The 25,916-nt window shown below is 39.5% G+C and carries 23 protein-coding genes; 11 read left to right on the forward strand and 12 right to left on the reverse strand.

Features of this window, described 5'->3' with window-relative positions; all coding sequences use genetic code 11:
* Positions 1 to 17: 17 nt before the first annotated feature.
* From glyA to I6E85_RS09040, 5 genes are all read right to left on the reverse strand, one after another.
* On the reverse strand, positions 18 to 1,274 hold the full coding sequence (gene glyA / locus I6E85_RS09020) for a serine hydroxymethyltransferase (RefSeq protein ID WP_024589760.1): 1,257 nt from the start codon (positions 1,272 to 1,274) through the stop codon (positions 18 to 20).
* Positions 1,275 to 1,534: 260 nt separating this feature from the next.
* Positions 1,535 to 2,818 (reverse strand): threonine synthase, encoded by a 1,284-nt coding sequence (gene thrC, locus I6E85_RS09025; RefSeq protein WP_197236858.1) that lies wholly within the window; start codon positions 2,816 to 2,818, stop codon positions 1,535 to 1,537.
* Positions 2,819 to 2,829: 11 nt separating this feature from the next.
* Positions 2,830 to 3,765: a homoserine kinase gene (gene thrB / locus I6E85_RS09030; RefSeq protein WP_197236859.1), complete on the reverse strand. Its 936-nt coding sequence runs from the start codon at positions 3,763 to 3,765 to the stop codon at positions 2,830 to 2,832.
* A 9-nt stretch (positions 3,766 to 3,774) separates the two neighbouring features.
* Positions 3,775 to 6,192: a bifunctional aspartate kinase/homoserine dehydrogenase I gene (gene thrA / locus I6E85_RS09035; protein WP_197236860.1), complete on the reverse strand. Its 2,418-nt coding sequence runs from the start codon at positions 6,190 to 6,192 to the stop codon at positions 3,775 to 3,777.
* 228 nt (positions 6,193 to 6,420) lie between these two features.
* The gene (locus I6E85_RS09040) at positions 6,421 to 6,789 is read right to left on the reverse strand and encodes a response regulator (protein ID WP_007587152.1); all 369 of its coding nucleotides are present in this window, start codon (positions 6,787 to 6,789) and stop codon (positions 6,421 to 6,423) included.
* Positions 6,790 to 7,155: 366 nt separating this feature from the next.
* Between I6E85_RS09040 and I6E85_RS09045 the strand changes: the two genes are divergently transcribed.
* Both I6E85_RS09045 and rdgC read left to right on the forward strand, forming a co-directional pair.
* A complete protein-coding gene (locus tag I6E85_RS09045; RefSeq protein WP_024593692.1) occupies positions 7,156 to 8,925 on the forward strand; it encodes a sensor histidine kinase in 1,770 nt (589 codons plus the stop codon).
* A gap of 367 nt (positions 8,926 to 9,292) precedes the next feature.
* The gene (rdgC, locus tag I6E85_RS09050; RefSeq protein WP_197236861.1) at positions 9,293 to 10,210 is read left to right on the forward strand and encodes a recombination-associated protein RdgC; all 918 of its coding nucleotides are present in this window, start codon (positions 9,293 to 9,295) and stop codon (positions 10,208 to 10,210) included.
* Between the two features lie 363 nt (positions 10,211 to 10,573).
* Here the strand turns inward: rdgC and I6E85_RS09055 are convergent, their stop codons facing one another.
* Complete coding sequence (locus I6E85_RS09055; protein ID WP_002962663.1) at positions 10,574 to 10,810, reverse strand: YgjV family protein; 237 nt, start codon at positions 10,808 to 10,810, stop codon at positions 10,574 to 10,576.
* Positions 10,811 to 11,098: 288 nt separating this feature from the next.
* Here I6E85_RS09055 and I6E85_RS09060 point away from each other — a divergent pair, with 288 nt between their 5' ends.
* Complete coding sequence (locus I6E85_RS09060) at positions 11,099 to 11,755, forward strand: Crp/Fnr family transcriptional regulator (protein ID WP_002962665.1); 657 nt, start codon at positions 11,099 to 11,101, stop codon at positions 11,753 to 11,755.
* 48 nt (positions 11,756 to 11,803) lie between these two features.
* On the opposite strand, the gene I6E85_RS09065 is transcribed toward I6E85_RS09060, so the two are convergent.
* Both I6E85_RS09065 and pepB read right to left on the reverse strand, forming a co-directional pair.
* Positions 11,804 to 12,370: a phosphoribosyltransferase gene (locus I6E85_RS09065; protein ID WP_007377478.1), complete on the reverse strand. Its 567-nt coding sequence runs from the start codon at positions 12,368 to 12,370 to the stop codon at positions 11,804 to 11,806.
* 183 nt (positions 12,371 to 12,553) lie between these two features.
* Positions 12,554 to 13,849 (reverse strand): aminopeptidase PepB, encoded by a 1,296-nt coding sequence (gene pepB, locus I6E85_RS09070; RefSeq protein ID WP_024589754.1) that lies wholly within the window; start codon positions 13,847 to 13,849, stop codon positions 12,554 to 12,556.
* A gap of 123 nt (positions 13,850 to 13,972) precedes the next feature.
* Between pepB and sfsA the strand changes: the two genes are divergently transcribed.
* From sfsA to I6E85_RS09110, 8 genes are all read left to right on the forward strand, one after another.
* Entirely contained in the window at positions 13,973 to 14,692 is a 720-nt protein-coding gene (sfsA, locus tag I6E85_RS09075; protein ID WP_024589753.1) for a DNA/RNA nuclease SfsA, read from the forward strand.
* 316 nt (positions 14,693 to 15,008) lie between these two features.
* Positions 15,009 to 15,452 (forward strand): RNA polymerase-binding protein DksA, encoded by a 444-nt coding sequence (dksA, locus tag I6E85_RS09080; RefSeq protein WP_002962671.1) that lies wholly within the window; start codon positions 15,009 to 15,011, stop codon positions 15,450 to 15,452.
* A 20-nt stretch (positions 15,453 to 15,472) separates the two neighbouring features.
* Positions 15,473 to 16,417 carry a tRNA glutamyl-Q(34) synthetase GluQRS gene (gene gluQRS / locus I6E85_RS09085; RefSeq protein WP_024589752.1) on the forward strand — a complete coding sequence of 315 codons (945 nt, stop codon included), beginning with the start codon at positions 15,473 to 15,475 and terminating at the stop codon, positions 16,415 to 16,417.
* Between the two features lie 78 nt (positions 16,418 to 16,495).
* Entirely contained in the window at positions 16,496 to 17,977 is a 1,482-nt protein-coding gene (gene pcnB, locus I6E85_RS09090; RefSeq protein ID WP_007587164.1) for a polynucleotide adenylyltransferase PcnB, read from the forward strand.
* Between the two features lie 4 nt (positions 17,978 to 17,981).
* Positions 17,982 to 18,467 carry a 2-amino-4-hydroxy-6-hydroxymethyldihydropteridine diphosphokinase gene (gene folK, locus I6E85_RS09095; protein WP_007587165.1) on the forward strand — a complete coding sequence of 162 codons (486 nt, stop codon included), beginning with the start codon at positions 17,982 to 17,984 and terminating at the stop codon, positions 18,465 to 18,467.
* A 30-nt stretch (positions 18,468 to 18,497) separates the two neighbouring features.
* Complete coding sequence (gene panB, locus I6E85_RS09100; RefSeq protein WP_007587166.1) at positions 18,498 to 19,292, forward strand: 3-methyl-2-oxobutanoate hydroxymethyltransferase; 795 nt, start codon at positions 18,498 to 18,500, stop codon at positions 19,290 to 19,292.
* Positions 19,292 to 20,140, forward strand: a complete 849-nt coding sequence (gene panC / locus I6E85_RS09105) for a pantoate--beta-alanine ligase (protein WP_007587167.1) — start codon at positions 19,292 to 19,294, stop codon at positions 20,138 to 20,140. The genes panB and panC overlap by 1 nt, the downstream gene beginning before the upstream one ends.
* 33 nt (positions 20,141 to 20,173) lie before the next feature.
* Complete coding sequence (locus I6E85_RS09110) at positions 20,174 to 20,410, forward strand: hypothetical protein (RefSeq protein WP_007587168.1); 237 nt, start codon at positions 20,174 to 20,176, stop codon at positions 20,408 to 20,410.
* 233 nt (positions 20,411 to 20,643) lie between these two features.
* Here I6E85_RS09110 and I6E85_RS09115 read toward each other — a convergent pair whose 3' ends face one another.
* The 4 genes from I6E85_RS09115 to fba all read right to left on the reverse strand — a co-directional run bounded on the left by I6E85_RS09115 (position 20,644) and on the right by fba (position 25,846).
* On the reverse strand, positions 20,644 to 21,612 hold the full coding sequence (locus I6E85_RS09115; protein ID WP_010554592.1) for a PstS family phosphate ABC transporter substrate-binding protein: 969 nt from the start codon (positions 21,610 to 21,612) through the stop codon (positions 20,644 to 20,646).
* A 115-nt stretch (positions 21,613 to 21,727) separates the two neighbouring features.
* Entirely contained in the window at positions 21,728 to 23,035 is a 1,308-nt protein-coding gene (phoR, locus tag I6E85_RS09120) for a phosphate regulon sensor histidine kinase PhoR (RefSeq protein WP_007587170.1), read from the reverse strand.
* Positions 23,036 to 23,100: 65 nt separating this feature from the next.
* Positions 23,101 to 23,790 (reverse strand): phosphate regulon transcriptional regulator PhoB, encoded by a 690-nt coding sequence (gene phoB / locus I6E85_RS09125; protein WP_024589751.1) that lies wholly within the window; start codon positions 23,788 to 23,790, stop codon positions 23,101 to 23,103.
* A 991-nt stretch (positions 23,791 to 24,781) separates the two neighbouring features.
* Positions 24,782 to 25,846, reverse strand: coding sequence for a class II fructose-bisphosphate aldolase (gene fba / locus I6E85_RS09130; protein ID WP_007587174.1), 1,065 nt, complete (start codon positions 25,844 to 25,846; stop codon positions 24,782 to 24,784).
* Between the last annotated feature and the right edge of the window lie 70 nt (positions 25,847 to 25,916).

Genomic DNA, 25,916 nt, shown 5'->3' on the forward strand with positions numbered 1-25,916 from the left:
TACTGCTGCTTATGCAATTAAGCGTAAACAGGTAGTTTTGCACAAATTGCTTTTACTTTTTCTTTAACTTGCGCCTGTACAGATTCATCAGTGATGTTATCTAGTACGTCACAAATCCAGCCAGCAAGCTCTTTTGATTCTTCTTCTTTGAAACCACGACGAGTGATTGCAGGAGAACCAATACGCAAACCAGATGTTACAAATGGTGAGCGTGGATCGTTCGGTACTGAGTTTTTATTAACTGTGATGTTAGCGTTGCCTAGGGCTGCGTCTGCATCTTTACCAGTGATATCTTTATCGATTAAATCAAGTAAAAATAAGTGGTTTTCAGTTTTGTCAGAAACGATTTTGTAGCCGCGCTCTTGCATTACAGCAACCATTGCTTTTGCGTTTTTAACAACTTGTGTTTGGTATACTTTAAACTCTGGTTGAAGTGCTTCTTTAAATGCCACTGCTTTTGCTGCAATAACATGACATAAAGGACCGCCTTGGCCACCAGGGAAAACAGCGCTGTTAAGCTTTTTGTAGATTGCTTCGTCGCCACATGCAGAAATAATCAAACCACCACGAGGGCCTGCAAGTGTTTTATGCGTAGTTGTAGTTACAACGTGTGCATGAGGAACAGGGCTTGGGTAAACGCCTGCCGCAATTAAACCCGCAACGTGAGCCATGTCAACAAACAGATAAGCACCGATTTTGTCAGCAATTTCACGGAATTTAGCCCAATCAACAATACCAGAGTACGCTGAGAAACCACCAATAATCATTTTTGGCTTGTGCTCAAGTGCTAGTGCTTCAACTTGTGCGTAATCAATTTCGCCCGTTGCTTCATCTAGTCCGTATTGGATTGCATTGTAAAGCTTACCAGAGAAGCTTACGTGAGAACCGTGAGTTAAGTGACCACCATGAGCTAAGCTCATACCTAATACAGTATCGCCAGCGTCTAATAATGCTAGAAAAACAGCAGCATTAGCTTGCGAACCAGCATGTGGCTGCACGTTAGCGTAGTCAGAACCAAATAATTCGTTAGCACGGTCAATTGCTAATTGCTCAACAACATCTACATGCTCACAACCGCCATAATAACGTTTGCCTGGGTAACCTTCTGCGTATTTGTTTGTAAGCTGTGAACCCTGCGCTTCTAGTACGCGTGGGCTACAGTAGTTTTCTGAAGCGATTAGTTCGATATGCTCTTCTTGGCGAGCAGTTTCTTTGGTTATCGCGTCAAATAACTCTGGATCAAAATCCGAAATATTCATGCTACGTTCTAACATTGGGGTCTCCTAGGGCAACGTGTATGGTGTTTTTTAGAGGCTTTATTGTACGCTTTAAACGACTCTTTGCCTACGCTCTTAAGTTGAGGATATTTAAACAGGGATTGAAACTATTTCACAGCTCTTTTAAGATGATATTTTTTTATAAAGCCATAATAATTTTAAATGAATTATATTTAATTAGTAAATATAACTAAGTGTATTCATCCGTATAAAGTTATAAAAAAAGCGGCTCAAGCCGCTTTTCCTTTTAATTTAACTTAGCCTAATTTAGCGAGCATTTCGGTACGTAACTCGTCGTAATCGGCGTTCATATCGCTTGCTAGGCATGGTTTTGCTAGTGCATCAGCAAGTGGTTTTGGCATACCTAATTCAATATTTAGAATACCCTCTACGCTTTCTTTAAACTTAGCAGGATGAGCTGTCGCTAAAAAGATACCCGCTGTACCAGGTGCACGATTTTCAACAAGACCTTGGTAAGCAATAGCAGTATGAGGCTCTGCAACATAGCCCGTTTGTTGAATTTTTTTCATCACGGCTTGCGTGTCTTGCTCGTTTACGCTTGTTGAATAAAAATTATCGTAGCTAAACCAGTTATTATCTAACATTGTTTGTACACGCGGCCAATTGTTTGGCTTACTTACATCCATCGCATTTGAAAGCGACTCAAGCGTTGCGTTTGGCGTCCAGTTTTTATCAAGCATAAAGCGCGGCACAGTATCATTTTGATTTGTTGTTGCGCTTAATTTACCTACAGGTAAACCAATAACCGCACCAATCATTGCGGCGCACACATTACCAAAGTTACCACTAGGTACTGATATATGTGCTGTTGCGCGTTTTTCTTTTGGTAGCAGTGCAATCGCTTCAAAGTAGTAACAAACCTGAGCAACTAAACGGCTAATATTAATTGAATTAGCTGAGTTAAGCCCAAGTGTTGATTTAACTTCTTCATCTAAAAAGGCATTTTTAACTAGCTCTTGGCAATCATCAAAGCTGCCCTCGACTGCATAACAATGAATATTGTTACCTAGCGTAGTAAATAGCTTTTGCTGAGCAAGTGAAATTTTGCCTTTAGGGTATAAAATAACAACATCGATATTTGGTTTATTGTAAAAAGCATGCGCAACGGCTGCACCGGTATCGCCCGATGTTGCTGTTAAAATAGTTACTTTCTCGTCTTTATTAAACTGCGTTAAACACTCTGCCATAAAGCGACCACCAAAGTCTTTAAACGCAAGTGTAGGACCATGAAACAGCTCTAAACAGTATGTGTTCTCTTCAACTTCCACCAGCTTAACTGGAAAGTTAAATGCATTTTTAACCATTTGTGCCACGGTATCGCTTGGTAGCTCATCACCAATTAGGTGCGATAATATTTTGCCGCTGCGCGTAACAAAGTCCATATCAAGCAATGCATCAACATCGGACAGTGGCGGCAGTGATTCTGGGAAAAATACACCTTGGTTACGACCCAAACCTGTTTTTACGGCTTCAACGAACGACACTTTTTGTGAGCTATCTTTTAAATTATGTAATTGCATGACTAACTATCCTATAAAACTGTTAATTGACGCGTGCCGTCGTTATCTAATTTACAAATGTGGCAAAAGCCTTGCTCGTTAATGTAATTGGTTTCTAACCACTGCGCGCATTGCTGTGCAGCTTCAAGTGTTTTACACACACTAAATAAGGTTGGTCCTGCGCCCGAAATACTGACTATTTCAGCGCCCAGTGCTGGCAAGCTTGCTTTGGCTTCACTAAAACCTTTTATAAGCGGTGCGCGGTAAGGTTCTGCTATTTCATCTTTCATTATGCTTAGCGCATCGTCAAAACGGCTAGTTAACAGTAAGCTACTAAATGCCGACAAACGCTGAGCAAACTCAACACTTGCATGCATGCTCAACTCTTTTGGTAAAACAGAACGCGCTTTTGCGGTATTTAGCGAAAAACCAGGAAATGCAGCAACGTAATACCAGTTTTCATCAACCGGCAGTGCAATCGATTTATCAGGAATTAAATCACCTGTTAGCTGCAAACCACCTAAATAACATGGCGTAATGTTGTCGTAATGACGACCGCCGCTTACCACAGCTTCAAAGTCAGCCATAAGCTCAATTAGCTCAACCTGGCTTAAATTAGTCTGTGCAAACTTATCAAGAGCAGCAAAGGTAGCCACTACCGAACACGCACTAGAGCCAAGCCCTGAGCCAATTGGTAAGTTCTTTTTAAGCTCGAGCTTTACGCTTGGCATATTAGGCGCAACATGCGCTCTAAAATGCACTAAGCACTGGTACGCTAAATTTTCATTAGCATCACTGGGTAACTTGTGAGCGTACTCGCCTGTGCAAATAAACTCATCGCTTGGTGCTGCGCTTACAACGGCTACATCACCTAACAAACTGCCATCAATTGGCGCAAGCGCTGCGCCAAGTGCATCAAAACCCACTGCAAAATTACCAATAGACGCCGGAGCATAGACTTCAATCATAACGAGCTCCTAGCGCGATAACGTTTTTAAAATATCAGCAAATACACCTGCGGCTGTTACTTCCGAGCCGGCGCCATAACCACGAATTACAAACGGACGTGGCTGGTAGTATTGGCTTAAAATAGCCAGTGCGTTTTCGCCATCACGAATGACACTAAGCGCATGCTTTGCATCTACCGCTTCAATACCTACTTTACAGTGGCCTTCTTTAATTGTGCCTACATAGCGAAGTACCCTACCCTCGCTCGCAGCGCTTTTGATACGCTCGTTAAAATCAGCATCTAGGCTTGGTAGTTTTGCCATAAACTCATCAACACTATCACCTTGTGCAAAACCTTGTGGTAATACTGACTCAACTTCAATATCGCTTAGCTCTAATTTCATACCGGCTTCGCGAGCAATGATCAATAACTTACGTGCTACGTCGGTACCCGATAAATCATCACGAGGATCTGGCTCAGTAAAGCCACTTTCTTTTGCCTTAATAGTTGCCTCTGAAAGTGATAAACCATCTTGAAGTGCGCCAAACATATACGAAAGTGAGCCTGATAAAATACCGCTAAATTCTAATAACTCATCACCAGCACCAAATAATGACTGTAAGTTGTCGATTACTGGTAAGCCTGCACCAACGTTTGTTTCGTATAAAAATTTACGATTATTCTTTTGTGTTGCTGCAATTAAATCTTGGTAATACGTGTATGAACTTGTTGTTGCTTTTTTATTGGCAGCTACTACATGAAAACCTGCATTTAAAAAGTCTACGTATTGCGCAGCAAGTGCATCAGACGACGTACAATCAACAAGCACTGGATTTACTAAATGATTTTGCTTAACAAACTGCTCTACTAGTTTTAAATCAAACGCCTGCTCAGATGAGGCCAATTTTTGCTGCCAATCACCAAAAGCAATACCTTCACTATCAAGGTGTAATTGGCGAGAGTTAGCAACACCATACAAGTTAAGTTTAATATTACGTTTTTCAAGCCACGCTTGTTGGCGCTCAAGCTGATTAATAAGCTCTTGCCCTACTAAGCCACAACCGAGTAAAAACACATCAATTGACGGCACATGTGTGAAAAAGTTTTCATGACATATTTTAACCGCGTCGTTACAAAGTTCGCCATCAATTACGGCTGAAATAGCACTTTCAGTAGAATCCTGTGCTATTGCAACAATGTTTACTTGAGCTTGTGCAAGCGATGCAAAAAACTTAGCCGCTAAGCCACGGTGCGCGCGCATGTTATCGCCCACTAAAGTAACAATGGCTAAATTACGTTGTACTTGTACAGGCTCAATAAGCCCTGCTTGTAATTCAAGTTCAAATGCAGTTTGTAACGCATCCAGTGCAAGCGCTAGGTCTGTTTCGTGTACACAAAAGCTAATGCTAAATTCACATGATGACTGCGTGATCAATACAATTGATACGTTATCGTGAGCAAGCGCGTTAAATACCTTAGACGCCATACCTACTTTGCCTTTCATGCCTGGCCCTGAGACAGTTAGCATTGCAAGGTCTTGTAGGCTCGAAAGCGCTTTTACAGGCTCATCTGATGAATAATCGTTACCAATTAATGAGCCTTGTGCGTCTGGGTTATGCGTATTTTTAATTTCGCACGGCACGCCTGCTTTAGCACACGGTAAAATTGTTTTAGGGTGAAGTACTTTTGCACCAAAATAAGAAAGCTCCATCGCTTCTTTATAAGATAAAAAATCTACTTTAGTCGCTTTTTTAATATAACGAGGATCAGCACTGTATACACCATCAACGTCTGTCCAAATTTGGCAAATTTCAGCTTCTAAACATGCTGCGGCAATTGCTGCTGAGTAGTCTGAGCCATTACGGCCAAGCGTTGTAAGTTCACCTTTGTCATTACTCGCTGTAAAACCAGGCATGATATAGATAGTTGCAGGGCTTTCTTTAAGCACAGCTTGAAAGCGAGCTTTACTTGCCACCAAATCAGCTTCTGCATCAATATAACCACCAGTTGAAGCGATACAGCTTGTTGCTTCTAAGTATCTTGCATCGTGCGAGTTCAATAAAGCCTGCATTAAAGAAACACTAACGCGCTCTCCAAAGCTAATTACAAATGCGCGAACTTGATCAGGGCAACATTGTATAAGTGACACGCCATCTAGTTTATTTTTAAGTTCCCTTAAGTTTGGCCAACTTGTAACTACTACACCACTTTTTTCAACGTCAGCTTTCAAACCTTCACAGCGGCTAACTAATGCTTGCCATTGCTGCGAAAAGTCAGAGCCTTGTTCTGCAGCACTTGCAAGTGCAACTAGCGAATCGGTCATTCCACCTGGAGCAGAAAGTACCAAAAGCATTTCATCTTTTAATTGTGCTTTAACTAGCTGAGCTACCTGTTGTAAGCATGCATAGTCGGCAAGCGAAGACCCACCAAATTTTAAAACTCGCATTGTTTATGTTCCTCATCCCATAAAACGAAAAAAGGCCTGTGTTCTAAGTGAACACAGGCCTTTAAATTTGTTGCACCGACCTATGCCACTATCCAGTAAGAATGATGGTTGTAATAATAATGGTCAGTACGCGATTAATTGTTTTCATATGTTAAGATTGCCTTAACAAAGGCTATGCTGTCAACCCTAAATTAAAAGATAAAACAGCCTTTTTTAACATGAAAAAACCTAATGAATGCCAAATTTATGCAATATTTCGTTTAAGTTAGATTTATTGATAGGTTTATCGATAAAGTCTATTGCGCCAAGTTGTGCGACTCGTTGCTTCATTTTTTCTTGTATATCGGCAGAAATAACTAAAACAAAGCACTCTATTTTTTCTGTTTTTATAGTCTCGAGTACTTGTATACCATCAACTTCGGGCATGGTGAGATCTAAGCACAATAAATCAAAGCTTTGTGCTCGTAAAAGTTCTAGAGCGTGCGCTCCATTTGTAGCTTGTTGTATTTGAGCGTCTATACATTCATTTAAACACCGCACGACTTGTTTACGGGCAACTGCAGAATCGTCACAGACTAATATCGAAAATTTCATCATGTTTACTACTACACAACCATCAAAGTTATTAAAAGGTTATTAAACTAATGCCTTCCATTGCATTTTAGACACTTTAACACGCCTCAAAGCACTCAGCGCATTAATAATTTAATACAATGATAAATATAGAATAAATCCGTTTAAGATATAATTAACCAAAGCAAATACTAATTAAGCCTACAATACATAACAGATAACGAATTTATTAATTTATACCTTGGTTTAAATACTTTGATACTACACGCTCACTTTTTGGATTTATCTTATTAAATTTTAACTTTTTTATTTATTTTTAGAGGTTTATTGACTAACTTTTAAATTACTATCGTAACGTTACAAAAATAATAAAGGATGAACAAGTCACTCATGTTACAAAAAAGTCTTTCTAAGAAGCTACTGACTAGCGTTTTATCCGTCTATTTTTTGCTTACCTTTGTAGTGACCTGTGGACAAGTGCTTGCTGAATACGTCAATACTAAAGACTATATTCGCGATGAACTTAGTACCTTACAAAAAACCTTTAGTCGCAGCTTAACACGTGCAATTTGGGAGCTTAATACCAAGCAAACAATTACAACAGCAGAAGGTTTACTCGCCATCCCCATGATTGAAGGGATTATTGTTCGAGACGACAGCGGCGAAATTATTTCACAGCTAGGGCGCTCTCTTGATATACACAAGCTATATAACCAACAGTTAGTACAAGAAGAGGTTATTTTAGAAGACGCAAAATCGGGTTTATTTGGTTATACCTTTCCACTTATTTTTGAATTTTCAGGTCGTGCTACTCAAGTTGGTGACGTTACCTTATTCTCAAGTCGAGAAGTTGTTTTTAGCCGCATTATGGTATCAATCTACTTTTTGATTGGTAATGCGATGATTAAAACCACCTTTTTGATCATCTTATTTTTAATGGCATTTAGAAAACTTCTTACAGACCCTTTAGCAGAACTCACTGAGCAACTAGAAAATTTAGAACTAGACGAGCTAGAAGGTCAACATATAGAAATAGAAACAGAAGAACATAATGAACTAAAAGTGATGGAGCAGTCATTTAACAAACTAATAGATAAAGTGGTTCAGTATAGAAAAGAGCTTGAACACACCCAAAAAGAACTCATTATAAGTAACGAAAAGCTTGATCAACACAACATACAACTTGAACAAGACGTAGCCCGTAAAACATCCAACTTAAGCCAAGCAATGATGGATTTACAGCAGCAAAAATACGAACTCGAAAAGCAAAAAATTGTCCTCACCGAAGAAGTAGACTTACGCCGCAGCACAGAGCTAGAGTTAATTACAAAGCAAACTGAATCTCAGCGCTATATAGAAGAGTTAAGCCTTGCACAGGAACGTTTACTAGGCACAGAAAAAATGGCTGCGCTAGGCGGACTTGTAGCAGGTATTACACACGATATAAACACCCCTATTGGGATAGGTGTAACGGCAATATCATTTTTACAAGAACGCTTAAATAAACTCGAAAATGCTTATACCGAAAAAACACTTTCGCCAAAAGCACTAGAAGAATTCATTAACGAAGCAAAACAAAGCACAAGCTTACTAACCACTAACTTAGATAGAGCTTCGGAGCTTATAGCTAGCTTTAAACAAATAGCGGTCGATCAAGCCAGTGAAGCAGTAAGAACCATTAACTTTAAAGATTACACTAACGAAGTAATACGCTCACTGCACCCAAAACTAAAAAAGACATCCCATACTATAAAATTAGAATGTCCTGATGATTTAGTTTTAAATCTACCTGCTGGGGCTATAAGCCAAATTTTTACTAACCTAATTATGAACTCACTTATTCATGGCTTTGAAGGTAAAAGCAACGGTGTAATGGATATTAAAATAAGCGCTGATGACACCAACTTAACTATTGATTACAAAGATGACGGTAACGGTGTTACTAACGAGCAATTAAAAAAATTATTTGACCCATTTTTTACTACCAAACGCGATGAAGGTGGTAGCGGATTAGGCACCCATATAATGCTTAATTTGGTCAAGCAAACCCTTAGTGGCTCTATTGATGCAACGAGTGAGCCGGGCAAAGGTCTGCGTTACTATATTCAATTTCCGAAGAACATGGCTAAGCCACTGCCTATTTTTGATAAATATGAATAAATAAAAGTATATGCATTAAATTATTAGGGCGTGTTGTTCTTTGGTGGTTGAATTTGCAGCAACATGTTTGGTTTTTAGGCAAGGCAGAGCCTATGTAGTGTGGTTATTCCCCATAAATAGGCGATAACGCAGCATAAATACCAAACATGCGCTGCCCTTTGGGTTCTTTCTAGGGACGATTAACTCTTTGTTGCTCGGTTTTTACTTAGTCCATAGGTTACAAACCTCGCGCCGCGATTTAATCGCCCCTAGATTGAACAAATTTCAATCCATAAAGTTCAACACGCCCTAGTAACAAATCAGTCATTTCGAGATGCTGTTTTTATTGCTATGATTGTACAAATTTTTCAAATGGATCAATTCCCCTATGTGGTTTAGTAACCTTATTTGTTACCGCTTTAAGCAAGACGTTTCATATACTCAAGAAGACTTTGATAAAGCATTAGAGCAAGATTTATTTCGCCCATGTACTGGTCAAGAGCTTGCAACATTTGGTTGGACAAAAGCGTTTGGAAAACATGGCGATACGCTATCGCATTTTTCTCAAAAAAGTATTCTAGTTTGCGCTAAACGCGAAGAAAAAGTACTCCCTGCTTCTGTTATTAATGAACTAGTTGCTGAGAAAGTTGATCTGATAGAAGCTGAAGAAAACCGCCCAGTTAAAAAGAAAGAAAAAGACGAATTAAAAGAAAACATTCTTCATACTCTTCTACCTCAAGCATTTAAAAAGTCGAGCTTACAATTTGCCTTTATTGACCAAGAAAACGGTTGGGTTGTTGTAAATAGTGGCAGCTTTAATAAAGCAGAAGAACTACTAGCACTACTTCGTAAATCGTTAGGAACGCTTCCGGTTGTACCTGCGTTTGCTAACTACGACCTAGATGTATTTTTAACTGATTGGTTAACTAACTTTAGTACACCAGAAGGTTTTGCTATTGGCTCAGACGCTGAACTTGAAGAAGCAGACGACAGCGGCGCACAAGTAAAGCTTAAAGGTCATGATCTATCGTGTGATGAAGTTAAATCGCATTTAGAAAGTGGTAAACGCGTAACTAAACTTGCACTTGATTGGCAAGAGCGTCTTAAGTTTATGCTGCAAAACGATGGCTCTATCAAACGTTTAAGCTACTCTGAAACTCTAAAAGAAGAAAACGCAGATATTCCTAAAGAAGATATGACTTTAAAACTTGATGCTGACTTTATTTTAGCTTCTGAAGAAATAAAGCAATTACTTGAAGAGCTAACTGCAGGTTTAGGTGACGTTGAAGATTTAGAAAAAGCGTAAATACCATAGTGCCTACCTGCATAAATATTTAAGCAATTTAATGAATTAAATAGCATATGTAAGTAGGTTGGTATAACAGATAAAAATCCGATAGCAGTTTACTGCTATCGGATTTTTTTATGAAATTTAGAAGCACTTATTTATATCTAAACCGCGAACAGAATTTAGCTAACGATCGACGTATTAAAACCTAAAGTAATCATCTTTTAAGTAGGATATTACAGCATGGTTCAAAGGTTCATCGAGGTAAGTTATGTAGAGTGATATGAGATTATCTATATACGCTTCAAGCTGGACTGCACAAAAGCTGAAATTTTTGATTTTAATTAAAACCATTAACTTACTTTGTGCAGATAACTTATTTTAGCTTTTAGCGTCTTCAACTTTAGGTTGGCGATATATTTTTATAATGTGGTATAAATTTACAAGCGACAATAAGCCGTTGGTAAAAATAACAGGCACTGCGCCAATGGCAACACCGTATGCAGTAAATACAATACAACCAAACATGTTGTACCAACGCAGTTTTACTACATCTGTCATTGTTAACGATGCAACCAATAAAGCTGATGCAATATAACCTAAATATTCCCAACTCAATTGTTCTCTCCTAGCCTTTAGGTTAGCATTACATGTACTGCTATCTTATGGCACTTGTAAGTATTGCAAAGTTACAACAAAATAAAAAAGCTAACCTGCTTAAAAAACCTGAAAAAGTTTGCCGGAAAATACCAGCAAATTCTTAAATCATTACACGGGAAATGAAGGTAAAATAATACTCTTAGCAAAGCTAATAATATTAGTAGCAAGTTAGCGTAAATTCTTAGTGTCTTAATGCTATCGTCATTAAGATGTAATAAATAGGACAAATGTCCGAAGAGCACATTGATGTTTCAATACCATTTTTCTAGTTACCTTGTTGATCAGCTTTTAACCTTTGCCGGTAGTAGCTATCAACAATCAAAAAAAGAAGTTCTGATCCATCAAGATCAGCCTTTAAGCAAGCTTGTGCTTGTACGCAGTGGCACTGTGTCGTTTAGTTACGACGTAGGTAATGGACGACGCCTGCTGTTAGGACAATTGGATTGTAACAACACCCTTATTGGTGAAATAGAAGCGCTAAATAATAATCCGTGTATATATACGGTAACGTGCTTTAGCGATGTCACTTATAACCTTATTGAATTAAGGCATTGGCGTGCTCTACTGCTTGAAAAACCAGAACTAAGCTTATACACAGCACAAACTATTGCGGCTAAGTTTCAGGAAAACCAAAAAATCAATTTAGATAAGTTATTACTACCACTTAGCTATAACATAGCTAAAGATTGCTTACTAAGGGCCGAGAACAACAACCCTACGCTACTTAGAGCCTACCCAACTGTAAATGCTGAAGCCGAACGTTTTGCTACCACTGAGCGAGCTTACAGACGTGTTGTTACAGAACTCGTAGAAAAAGGCTTGGTACTTAGAAGTAACGATGGCTTGCAAGCAGTCGATATACCAAAACTAAGTGAATACGTAGATAGCTTTGCTCAGCTTTAAAATAAAAAAAGGCCTTAACGGCCTTTTTTTATTTATGCAAATTACTAATTACTTCTCTAGCAAAATGTCATGAATTTTCGCAAGATCAGATTTACCAGCAATAATTTCATCCGGTGTTAAACCCGATAATTCATGCGGGAACACTAACCACTCTTCAGATTCATGAATATAATAATCTGGAACAGTGTCCACTTTTGAGTTTTTTGGCTTGTAGTACGGGCATGCAATACGAATATCACGTGGCAAGTTTAAGCGCATAAGCTCTGAAAGCTTTTCTTTTAATGCAACAATACTACGACCTGAGTCAAATACATCATCAACAATTAATAATGAATCACCTGCATTTGCGTTCTCTACAATGTAATGTAAGCCGTGTACTTTAATTTCTTTCGACTGTTTACCAATACCGTAATAAGACGATGTACGTACTGCAATGTGGTCAGTCTCAATGCCTTTGTAATCGTAATATTCTTGAACAGCAATACCGATCGGTGCACCACCTCGCCAAATACCAATAATAAAATCAGGACGAAAGCCATCTTGGTATACTTGTGCCGCTACGCGGAACGAATCTTCAAGCAGCTGTTGAGCTGTGATGTAGCACTTATCTGACATAATTAGAAACCCCAGTGGTGGATATAAGATTTGAGCGCAGCTTAGAGTTAAGCAAAAATTAAACTCAAACAGGTATTGGCGACTGATTTTACCGTAAATGAAATAAAATTGCTTGCCTGTAAATTAAAAAATAGGCACCCAAGGGTGCCTATTTTTAGCGTAAAAAGCGTAATTTAGTAAATATTATGCTTTTTCTTGTAAAGTACGAGCAACTGTACGCATACCTTGAGTTGTTGCACCCGCTGCCCATTGACTTGTACTGCCCATGTTAAATGCAGCCGCTAAATCGATGTGTACCCAGCCTTTGCCATCGTTTGGCACAAAGCGCGATAAAAAGCCTGCAGCATTCGATGCACCGCCATAACCGCCACCTTTTTGCGCACGGCTATTCGCCGTATCAGCATAAGGAGATGGGCAGTTTTGTTGATGCCATTTTTCAAGAGGAAGTGGCCAAGCAGCTTCCATTTCTTGAGATGCAAAACTCTCAACTTCACGTACAAGTTCTTTATCAAGTGCAAATAATGCATTGTACTCTTGACCAACAGCAACAAGCGCTGCGCCAGTTAGTGTTGCTGCATCAATAATAAGTGGAGCGCCAGTCTCACCTGCGGCCATTAGGCCATCTGCAAGTACTAAGCGACCTTCAGCATCGGTGTTTACAATTTCAACTGTCGTGCCATTTTTATAAGTAAGAATATCACCTAATTTGTATGCATGACCCGAAATTAAGTTCTCAGCACAACATAAAAACAGTTTAATACGTTTTTCAATACCACGGTTAATAGCCAATGCTAAACCTGCAGTTACTGTTGCAGCGCCGCCCATGTCGCACTTCATACCAAGCATACCTTCGCTTGATTTAATTGAGTAACCACCTGAGTCAAACGTAATACCTTTACCTACAAGCGCTGCACTTACTGGTGCATTTTCGTCGCCTGTTGGGTTGTAATCAAGCTCAAGCAATACTGGCGGGCGAACACTACCGCGACCAACAGCATGAATACCAATCCACTGTTGCTCTAGTAACGCATCACCTTTAATAATTTGGTAACTTACATGCTCAGGCGCTAATGATTGAATAAACTCAGCTGCTTTTTCAGCAAGGCTTTCTGGGTAAATGTCATCGGCAGTCCCGTTAACCATTTCACGTGCCCAAATTGCTGACGTTTTTAAGTGAGCAAGTTCTTTAATATCTGATTGTGCGTTATCAACAAACTCAACACCATTTAACGATTTTGGTGTTACAAAGCCTTGATAAAAAGCCCACTGGCTTTCTGTACACCAAGCATCGCCTGCTAATTCAACGTTTTTAATACCTTGGATTGCAATAGTACGACCAGCTTTTTGAACATTTTTCAATGTTTCTTGCTCAGACAAATGAACAGTTGCACCGCGCTCATTAAAAGACAATGACGCATTATCGCCCCAATGACTCGCTGCTGCTTGTTCGCTTAGTTGAACAACAAATTTTTCACTCATGTTAGAATACCCTTGCACTTAAATGTGCCACCGAGTTTACTATAGAGCGCTTAAGTTCCCAACAGCTTGAGATAAATAACATAAACCACACTGCTGTGCAGTATTTACGCTTTGGAAGTTATCATGAAGTACACGCCAACTCTGCAACCTGCCACCTTATTAAAACGCTACAAACGCTTTTTAGCTGATTTACAATTAAGTGATGGCAGTGAATTTACCACCCACTGTGCTAATACGGGTAAAATGACGGGATGCGCAGAGCCGGGTTTTGCTGCTTTTTATTCAACAAGCGATAACGCAAAACGAAAATACCCGCATTCATTAGAGCTTACGCAAAATAACTTATCGCAGCTTATTTGTGTAAATACAGCAGTGGCTAATAAAGTAGTAGAAGAAGCAATAAACAATAATGTAATAAGCGAGCTACTCGACTACAGTCAATTGCAAAGCGAAGTAAAGTACGGCAGCGAAAACAGCAGAATCGACTTTTTGCTCACTGACGAAAATAAGCCTGATTGCTACGTAGAAGTTAAATCAGTCACATTATTAAGCGAAGATGCACCACAAAGCGGGCAAGGCTACTTTCCTGATGCGCAAACACTGCGCGGACAAAAACATATTCGCGAACTAATAGAAATGATCGAACAAGGCCACCGAGCAGTATTACTGTTCGCTGTTTTGCATGAAGGAATAAATACAGTAAGTGCAGCTGCGCATATTGATAAAAAATACGCCACGCTATTAAGCCAAGCAATAATAGCCGGCGTTGAAGTATTAGCATACAAGGCCACAATTTCTGCTAATGAAGTTTTACTTCATAAAAAAATAGTATTTGCACAATAGTGTATTAAACCAAGGGATTGAACTAAGCGTAATTTGCAAAATAAGCAAAGTACTCAAATTAAAAAAAGTTATACAAAGTGAATTATAAAAATTAACTTGTTTTTAAAGCTTTTGCCCACATAACAAGGCAAGTTTTAGAAAGCGAATATGTGAATTAATTAAAAGTGTAAATAGACTATTAATACACTTTTTACTCAGTAAGCATGGTTGAAGCTAATTCGATTAATTAAAAATAAATTTGCCTAGGATATAAGATTCTGTTATTTATACCGCCGGCTAATGCTGAGGCATTAAATTAAGGATTTAGGAGAGAGTTATGCCAGACCAAAAGAAACATGGTTTATTGGCTCAAGCCGGTTTAGAACCATACCAAGAAAAACCAGGCGAAGAGTACATGAATGATGCACAACGTGCTCATTTTAGAGCGATTTTAGAAACTTGGCGTAATGATTTACGTAACGAAGTTGATCGTACTAAATCACACATGCAAGACGAAGCTGCTAACTTTCCTGACCCAGTTGACCGCGCTGCACAAGAAGAAGAGTTCTCTTTAGAACTTCGTACTCGTGACCGCGAACGTAAATTAATCAAAAAAATTGAAAAAACAATTAATTTGATTAAAGAAGATGATTTTGGATTTTGTGAGTCTTGTGGCATCGAAATTGGCATACGTCGCTTAGAAGCACGTCCTACTGCCGATTTATGCGTAGACTGCAAAACACTTGCAGAAATCAAAGAAAAGCAATCTGGACGCGGCTAATTAATACTTATTAATTAGTTATGTCTCCTACAGCCGTTACTGCGCCTATGCGTAAATATCGCGGTCGTTTTGCACCGTCTCCTTCTGGGCCATTACATTTTGGCTCACTTGTAGCGGCTGTGGGTAGTTATCTAGATGCAAAAGCTAACCAAGGAGATTGGTTAGTTCGTATAGAAGACATTGACACTACGCGCGTGGTTAAAAACGCCGACTCCGATATTCTTAATACCTTACATGCCTACGCCCTTCACTGGGACGAACCTGTTGTATATCAAACGCAGCGTCTGCCTTTATACCAAGATATTACCCACTCACTTTTAAAACAAAACCTTGTTTATGGTTGCACCTGTACTCGCAAACAAATAAAAGCCATTGGCGGTATTTATCAGGGGCATTGCCAAACACTTAATCATAATACTCAATCCGGTGCGCTTCGCTTAGTTCAGCAACATCCAACGACTCAATTTAATGACTTAATTCAAGGTGATATAACGGTAAATAGCGCCCTTTCCCATGAAGATTACTTAATTAAACGCAGCGATGACTTATTTGCATATCAACTTGTTGTGGTCGTCGATGATATTGCTCAAGGGATTAATCGAATTGTAAGAGGTGCTGATTTAATTGAGCCAACCGCTCGGCAAATTAGTTTATTTAAACAACTCGATAGCCCTGTGCCTGAATTTGCTCATTTACCTTTAGCGGTTGCCAAGCCTGGTTTCAAATTGTCTAAACAAAATTATGCTCCTGCCATTAGCAAACAAAATCCAAAGCCTGCTTTAATTAGTGCATTTGAATTTTTAGGATTGCCTGTTATAGCTGATTTAATCGATTTAAATATTGAACAATTAATCGCTTGGGGAATTAAAAACTTTAGCTTAAAACAGGTACCACAAGTATCCGAAATACAAATTTCTCAGCATCCACGTAGTCAGAAAGTCCAATTTACACATTTAAGTAAATAAAATAGCTAAAAACGGCTTAATTTCAACACATCAACTTAATTTTTAAACCCTGCTGGTATATGATAGCCGCCTAAATATATGCTAATTACGTCAAACAGCTTGTACTGGGCTATAACCGCCCCATTTGCTGTAACTTTTGATTGCGATGCAGAGTCAATCACACCTTCTAGGAGACAGACTATTATTTCCAAGCTTTTTCAATTTTGCCGACAAATAATCGGCCCGAATACCAGTGCCGAAAGCGCTTCTGTAAGCAGTGAACCTATTGTTGTCACTCGTGGTGAGCATGGTATTTCTCGCAAACAATTTAGCCCAAATGCAATCAAAGTATTATACCGCTTAAAAGACGGTGGCTACGATGCCTACCTTGTTGGTGGTTGTATTCGCGATATATTGTTAGGCCAACAGCCAAAAGATTTTGACGTAGTTACTAATGCCACGCCAGATCAAGTAAAAAAACTATTTAGAAACTGTCGCCTTATTGGTCGTCGCTTTCGTTTAGCACATATTGTATTTGGCCGTGAAATTATTGAAGTGGCGACTATGCGTGGCCACCACGAAGCGCAAGAAGACAAAAATCAAATAAGCCAATCAAGCGATGAAGGCCAATTACTACGTGACAACGTATTTGGCAGTATTGAAGAAGATGCAGAACGCCGCGACTTTTCAATCAATGCACTTTATTACTCAATCAAAGATTTTAGTATTCACGATTACGCCAACGGCTTAGCGGCAATTAAAGCTAAACAAATTGAGCTAATCGGCGACCCTGAAACGCGTTACCGCGAAGACCCTGTTCGTATGTTACGTGCAGTTCGCTTTGCTACTAAACTTGATATGAGCATTGCGCCTAAAAGTGAAAAGCCAATTAGTGAGCTTGCAAGTTTGCTTGATAACATTCCGCCAGCACGTTTATTTGAAGAAATTCTTAAGCTGTTTTTAAATGGCAAGGCCGAAGCCAACTTTTTAATGCTGCGTAAATACGGCTTATTCCGCTCACTGTTTCCTGAGCTTGATAAAATCTTAGATAAAAACCCAAGTGGCTTAGAACACACGCTTATTCAGCAAATGTTTCAAAATACCGACAAACGTATTAATGCCGATAAAAAAGTAACACCAGCGTTTATTTTTGCCGCACTACTTTGGTTCCCGCTGCTTGAGCGTACTAAAAAGATTCAAAGCCAAGAGCAACTTGCAGAATACGATGCTTTCGCACAAGCAATGAATAAAGTACTAAGCGATAACTCACAACACATTGCGGTTCCTAAACGCTTTACTTTAGGTGCTCGCGATATTTGGCATATTCAGCACCGTTTGGATAAACGCGCAGGCCAACGTGCTTACAGACTAACGCAGCAACCTCGCTTTAAAGCCGCCTACGACTTTTTACTCTTACGCGTAGATGCAGGCGAAACACAGCATACTGAGCTTGCCCAGTGGTGGACACAATACTTAAGCCAAGATATAAACGGCCAAAAAGAGATGGTTAAAAACTTAGGCCATCAAGGTGGTCCTAAGCCGCGAAAGCGCCGTCGACCTACTAAAAAGCCAGCTGAGTAATAACATGCACTGTGTTTATTTGGGTTTAGGTGCCAACCTAAACTCACCAAAAGAGCAGCTTGATAACGCGGTAATCGCGCTTAAAAAGCTGCCTAATTGTGAATTTATAAACGTATCGCATTACTATGCAAGTAAGCCTATGGGCCCACAAGATCAACCAGACTATATCAATGCAGTAGCGTGCATTAAAACGACCCTTGAGCCAGAGCAATTACTTGATTTAACGCAACGAATTGAACTTGAGCATGGTCGAGTAAGAAAGGCTGAGCGTTGGGGTCCACGCACACTTGATATAGATACTCTATTATTTGATGATCAAATTATAAATACGGTGCGCTTAACTGTGCCTCATTATGGTTTGAATAATCGCGAGTTTGTGGTTTATCCACTATTAGAGCTTGCACCTGAACTTATTTTACCTAGCGGCATTGCATTAAAAACCATTGCAAATAATTTACCGCTCAACGACTTACAACAATTACCTCTGTAATTAACCTAGGCTTTTGCCTGCGAGGATATTATGTCTAAAATAACCGTTTCTACTTTAAATAAAATGAAAGCAGAAAATAACAAGATTACTGCATTAACAGCCTACGACGCTAGTTTTGCAAAGTTATTTCATGATAACGGCGTTGAAGTTATTTTAGTGGGCGACTCTTTGGGCATGGTACTACAAGGCGGCGATGACACCCTTGGCGTAACCAATCAAGATATTGCATATCATACCCGCTGTGTACGCGCTGGTAGCCGCGAATTATTTGTAATTGCTGACTTACCTTTTATGACCTACTCAAGCGTAAGTGATACTTGTAAAAATGCAGCTGAGCTTATGCGCGCTGGCGCAAACATGATTAAGCTTGAAGGCGGAGAATGGCTTTACGAGAGCATTAAAACGCTTACTCAACAAGGTATTCCAGTTTGCGGGCATTTAGGCCTTACACCACAGTCAGTACATGTATTTGGTGGCTTTAAAATACAAGGTCGCGAAGAAGACAAAGCACAAAAAATGATTGATGACGCAAAAGCACTAGAAGCTGCTGGCGCACAATTATTAGTACTTGAATGTATTCCAAGTGCACTGGCAAAACGCATTACAGACGCCCTAAGCATCCCAACAATTGGTATTGGTGCGGGCAGTTTAACTGACGGCCAAATACTGGTAATGCATGACCTTGTTGGTATTTCAGCAGGTTACATTCCTAAATTTTCTAAAAACTTTTTGCTCGAAACAGGCAATATGCCTGCAGCCGTTCAAAAGTATTGTACAGACGTTAAAAATGGCGCGTTTCCAAGCGCTGAACACGAGTTTAAATAATGCAGTCAATTACTGAAATCAGATCGTTACGTAGTCAAATTAAAGCATGGCGCCAAGCGGGTCTTAGCGTGGCACTTGTGCCAACAATGGGCAACTTGCACCGTGGGCATTTTTCGCTAGTAGAAAAAGCAAAAAACTTAGCCGATAAAGTCGTTGTGAGTATTTTTGTTAACCCAATGCAATTTGGTGCTAACGAAGATTTAGATAACTATCCTCGTACACTAAACGAAGATAAACAAGGCCTTGCAGAACTAGGCACTGATATTGTATTTACCCCAAGTGTAGAAACAATTTATCCAAATGGACTTGGCGCACAGAGCTTTGTAGATGTGCCTGATATTTCATTAGGTTACTGTGGTGGCTCACGTCCTGGTCACTTTAGAGGTGTTGCCACGGTAGTTACAAAATTATTTAACCTTGTACAACCCGATTACGCCTGCTTTGGTGAAAAAGATTTTCAGCAACTGCAAGTAATTAAAACCATGGCACGCGACCTATCAATTCCGGTTGAAGTTATTGGTGTACCTACAATGCGAGAAGTTTCTGGCCTTGCTATGAGCTCACGTAATGGTTACTTATCTGATGAGCAAAAAGCGACTGCAACCGTATTATTTAAAGCACTTAATACATGCGCTGAGCAACTTAAAAGCGGCGAAAAAGACTTCGTAAAACTTGAAAGCTTAGCTAAACAGAGCTTAGAGCAAGCTGGCCTAAAGCCAGACTATTTTGAGATTGCTCAACGAGATACATTAAAAACTGCTACAATCGAAGATACTCAATTTGTTATTTTAGCCGCAGCCTATTTTGGTGGTGTTAGATTGATCGACAATATTCAAGTCGAAATTTAATATTATTGCGACTCCATTTTAAGGATAAGAAGCATGCACACTTTAATAAAAACAAGCGTAGTCGCCCTTACTTTTGCACTATTAGTAGGTTGCCAAAACCAAGTTGAAAACCCTGAAATGAATCAGTGTGCTCAGCAAAATTACCAATGCGAAAGTACATGTGAACAGCAAACAACTGCTGAGGGCTTAAAGCAGCAAGTATGCTCTGGAAAATGTGTTGAGAGCTACAACCAATGTAAAGCACAAGCCGAAAAATTAGGTAATATTTAATTCCTTAAAGTTTTTAGTTTTAGGCACAAAAAAACCGCTCAATGAGCGGTTTTTTATTGCCTATGGTTTATCATACCAATTTTATTAAAAACATGACCATTCTAGCGTATTAAATAACTCACTAACTACGTTAAAAATTATTTATATAGAACAACTATGTATCATAATTTTAGCCTTGTTATTGCGCTATTTTCTTATCGCTATAATAACTCACTAATTTAATGCAATTGGTATTAGTTCAAACCAAGCTTTTTAAGTTCTGTTTTTACTAGCTTTGCAGAAAGTGGTACATAACCATCTTTTTCTACAATTTGCTGACCATCTTTTGAAAGTACCATTCTTAAAAATTGTTCTTCCATAGGTGATAGTGGCTTATTCGGGTGTTTATTCACATAAACATATAAAAAGCGCGATAGCGGGTATTTACCTTGCGCAACGTTATCAAGTGTTGCATCAACAAAGTTATCGCCTTTTTTAGCAAGCGGTACTGTACGTACGCCCGATGTTTTATAGCCGATACCAGAGTAACCAATTGCATTTAATGAAGATGAAATTGACTGTACTACTGATGCAGAACCCGGTTGCTCATTTACATTATTACGGAAATCACCTTTACACAGTGCTTTCTTTTTAAAGTAGCCATACGTACCTGATACTGAGTTGCGTCCGTAAAGTTGCACATCTTTAGCTGCCCAATCACCTGTTAGGCCGACATCGCTCCAACGATTAACTTGCTCTGGTGCGCCACATTTACGAGTAGATGAAAAAATAGCATCTACTTGGTCAATACGAAGACCTTCAATTGGGTTATCTTTATGTACAAATACAGCAAGTGCATCAATAGCTACGCGAACTTCTGTTGGCTTGTAACCGTAACGTTTTTCGAACGCTTCGATTTCTTTAGATTTCATTTTACGGCTCATTGGACCTAGGTTAGCTGTACCTTCGGTAAGTGCCGGTGGTGCAGTAGAAGAACCTGCCGCTTGAATTTGAATATTTACATTTGGGTAAATACGTTTGTACTCTTCAGCCCAGAACGTCATCATGTTGGCTAAAGTGTCAGAACCTACTGATGAGAAGTTACCTGAAACACCACTAATTTTTTGATACTCAGGAATATCTTGATCTAAAGCAACTGCTTGTGCAGATACGAAAGTTGTAACAGCCACACCCATTGCGGCAACTAAGTTTTTAAATTTCATGTAGGGTTCTCCGGTTTGTTCGTCCCATTTTCTAACTGCTGCCCACTCTAAAGTGAGTACATGACAGTTACATTACTCTTAAATGACACTTTTATGACTTTGCTTTTCAGCCTAATTACTTAGCTAGCGAAACTATCTTATCTATTGAAAATTCGAAAGAAAAACACGAACCTTTGTTAACTTCACTGCTAATATTTAATTTACTATCGTGGCGCGTTAGTACATGTTTTGTAATCGCGAGCCCTAAGCCTGAGCCACCTGTTGTTCTGCTGCGGGCTTTATCAACACGATAAAAACGCTCAGTTAAACGGTTAATATGCTCTGGCGCAATACCATCACCATTATCGGTAACACTAAAACACGCTTTATTGTTTTTGCGCTGCCAACATACTTCCACTTTGCCACCGGGTTTAGTGTAATGAATGGCGTTAAATACTAAATTAGAAAACGCACTACGCAGTTCATCCTCAGAGCCTTTAATATCGAGGGTTTTATCAATATTAAAAATAAGCTCATGGCCTTTGTCTTGATTAATTGAGTTTGCCTCAGTGTGAATATAACCAAGTAATTGCGGTACGTTTATGGCTTTATCATTGTCTTGGCGACGAGCACCTTCAATACGCGAAAGCGATAGTAATTGGCTGACTAAGCTATCCATGCGCTTGCATTGTTCAAGCATAGTATTTTGCGCTTTGTTCCACATTGCTGGCGGCGGCATCATGTCGCCATCCATCATCTCAAGATACCCAGTAACCACTGTAAGCGGTGTACGTAGTTCGTGTGACACATTGGCTACAAAGTCTTTACGCATCTGTTCTAGCTGTTTTAAGCGCGTTACATCACGCACAACAACCATAAGTTGCGTGCTTGCATAAGGCATTACCCTAAATTCTAGTACTTGCTCAATGCTATGGCCGTTATCCAGCTCAAGCGCGTCGTCAAATTCACCTTTGTGCATGTATTTAGCAAACTTAGGTTCGCGAATTAAATTATCAAGACGCTGACCATGATCGGTTGGCCACTGCAAACCAAGCACTTTAAGGGCTAATTGATTACACCACACAATACTTAAATCGTTTTGTAATACCACTACCGCATCAGGTACTGCTTCAGCTCCATCGCGAAAGCGACGAATTAAATCAGCAAGCTCATTACGTTTTTTACGATTACGGTGCTGTAGATGATAAATACCTTCAAACACTTGCTCCCATGCACCCTCGCCCTCAGGTGGATTAAAGCTACGTTGATTAAGTAGCCAATCGCTCAAACGATAAAGTTGATGGTAGTGCCAAATAAGGAGGGAAAAAGATCCTAAAAATAAAAGCAAAAATGGCGCGCCAACTAGCACACCAATTAATAGTAAGGGTAAAAAATAGATAAACAGGCGCTTTACTAACGCCTGCTTATTAACAACTCGATACATACACTCACTTTACCTTAGAGTAGTAATACATGCGTATTTCATACATTAGCTAAGCTTTAAGCTGATCACAGCTTACTTGAAAAACGATATCCCGCACCACGTACAGTTTGCACCAAACGGTCATGTCCAAGTGGGCCAATTGCTTTGCGCAGACGACGAATGTGCACATCAACCGTGCGATCTTCTACGTAAACATTAGTTCCCCATACATGATCAAGCAGTTGTTCACGGCTATAAACACGCTCTGGGTGAGTCATAAAAAAGTGCAGTAATCTAAATTCGGTTGGCCCCATATCAAGCTCATTACCTTCTGAGGTAACACGATGCGAAATAGGGTCTAGACGCAGGCCATGTACTTCAATAGCTTCTTCTAATGAGGTTGGCGATACACGGCGAATAACCGCTTTAATACGTGCCATAAGCTCTTTAGGAGAAAACGGCTTAGTTACGTAATCGTCAGCACCTACTTCAAGGCCACGTACTTTGTCTTCTTCTTCGCCGCGGGCTGTAAGCATAATAATTGGGATTTGGCGGGTGTGTTCGTTTTGCTTAAACTTTTTAGCAATTTGAATACCGCTTCCACCTGGTAACATCCAATCAAGTAAAACCATATCTGGGTAAGGTTCAACCATAGCTGCAATAGCAGAGTCGTAATCTTCTGCTTCAATTGCTTGAAATCCATTTTGCTCTAAAACAAAAATCAACATCTCCCTGATAGGAGCTTCGTCATCTACGACTAGTACTTTACGTGACATTCCAATTTATCTCTTACGCTATCGAATTAGTTTTCATTATTATGACTAAGTATGACATTTTTATGAAAGTGTAACGTGTAAATTAAAATGGTGGTAAAAAAAACACAAATTAGTGACAAAAAACCTCATTAACGTCATATTTTTAAAACCTTTTTAATATTTAACGTAATAATAAGAGATTTACGATAAATTTATAAATAGCTAATTTTTGAAATTATCTGCTTTTTGTCGCTAGTTAAATCATTAAATAATACAAAATTAGCTGGGATCATTGTTTTACTAACCAAGACATTTTTACAGATCGATCGTTTAAAAGTAGCTTTAAAGCTATTTTAAAATTAACAAACCCGCCTGTGTAACAATCAATACGTTTAAAAATAGATCTAAATTTTACTAAGCCCAAAATAAAGGATCAGATTTTTACCAAGCCGATCCACTCTCAGATCAGAGTTGTACCTAGTCAAAGCCATAAGTTGTTGATTGTTTATACAAATAAATAACGATCAAATTATCTCAGAGCCTAAAATAGCGAAAAAGTGTATTTGGCTTAGTAAAGTAATGATCCGAAAAGGCTGTGTTAGTAAATGCGTGATCCCAAAGTACGGCATTGATAGTACAGCGATCTGATCAATAGAAGCCGTAACCTGCAATATAAAAAGGGCTGACATTAAAAAAGCCAGCAACAAAGTTACTGGCTTAGGGCCTGTTGACCTTTCAGGATTAAAATTTGTTCAATCTAGGGGCGATTTAATCGCGGCGTGAGGTTTGTAACCTAGCGGGCTAAGTAAAAACCGAGCAACAAAGAGTAAATTGCCCCTAGGCAGAACCCTTCGGGCAGCGCATGTTTGGCATTTATTCCACGTTATCGCCTATTTATGGGGAATAACCACACTTCATAGGCTCTGCCTTGCCTAAATACCAAACATACTGCTGCAAATTTAACCTCGAAAGATAAACAGGCCCTAATAATGATCAATTATAAATTGATCTATTATCTAATTTTAGGGTCTAGTTCGCCGCTTAAGTATTTAAGGTGCATCTCATCAAGTGAAATTGGCTTAATTTTACTAGCCTGACCAGAAGTACCAAACGAGTTATAGCGCGCAACACAAATCTCTGTCATTGCTTTTGTAGCTTCAGCTAGGTATTTACGTGGATCAAAGTTAGATGGGTTAAGCGCCATATGACGGCGAATTGCACCGGTAGATGCCAAACGTAAATCGGTATCAATATTTACCTTACGAACACCAAATTTAATGCCTTCAACAATCTGTTCAACTGGCACACCATAAGTTTCTGGAATTTCGCCACCGTACTGATTAATAATTTCTAACCACTCTTGAGGAACTGAAGATGAACCATGCATCACTAAATGCGTGTTAGGAATACGTGCATGAATCGCTTTAATGCGGTCAATCGCTAAAATGTCATCTGTTGGTGGGCGAGTAAATTTATAAGCTCCGTGCGAAGTACCACAGGCAATTGCAAGTGCATCAACATGTGTTTTATTTACAAAGTCAGCCGCTTCTTCAGGGTCTGTTAGCATTTGCTCAGTGGTTAGTAACCCTTCTGCGCCAACACCATCTTCTTCGCCAGCTTCACCTGTTTCAAGTGAACCAAGTACACCTAGCTCGCCTTCAACCGATACGCCACAAGCATGCGCCATAGCAACAGTTTCGCGCGTTACTTCTACATTGTATTCGTAGCTTGAAGGAGTTTTGCCGTCGCTCATTAACGAGCCATCCATCATTACTGATGAAAAACCAAGCTGAATTGAACGCTGACATACACCTGGCGATGTGCCGTGATCTTGGTGCATAACAACGGGAATATGTGGCCATTCTTCAACGGCTGCTAAAATCATATGACGAATAAATGGAGCACCAGCATAAGCACGTGCGCCAGCTGATCCCTGAACGATTACTGGGCTGTTTGTTTTGTCAGCCGCTTCCATTATTGCGCGCATTTGCTCTTGATTGTTAACGTTAAAAGCAGGTACGCCGTAACCATGCTCTGCTGCATGATCTAAAAGTTGTCGCATACTGATTAAAGCCATTGGGTATTCTCCAATTTATCGACAGTAGTTCCCTACCATCTAGTTTGAACGGATGTGTTAGTTTGGCGTT

The sequence above is a fragment of the Pseudoalteromonas sp. NZS71 genome (assembly GCF_015864715.1).
In the GTDB taxonomy this organism is placed as follows: Bacteria; Pseudomonadota; Gammaproteobacteria; order Enterobacterales; family Alteromonadaceae; genus Pseudoalteromonas; species Pseudoalteromonas arctica.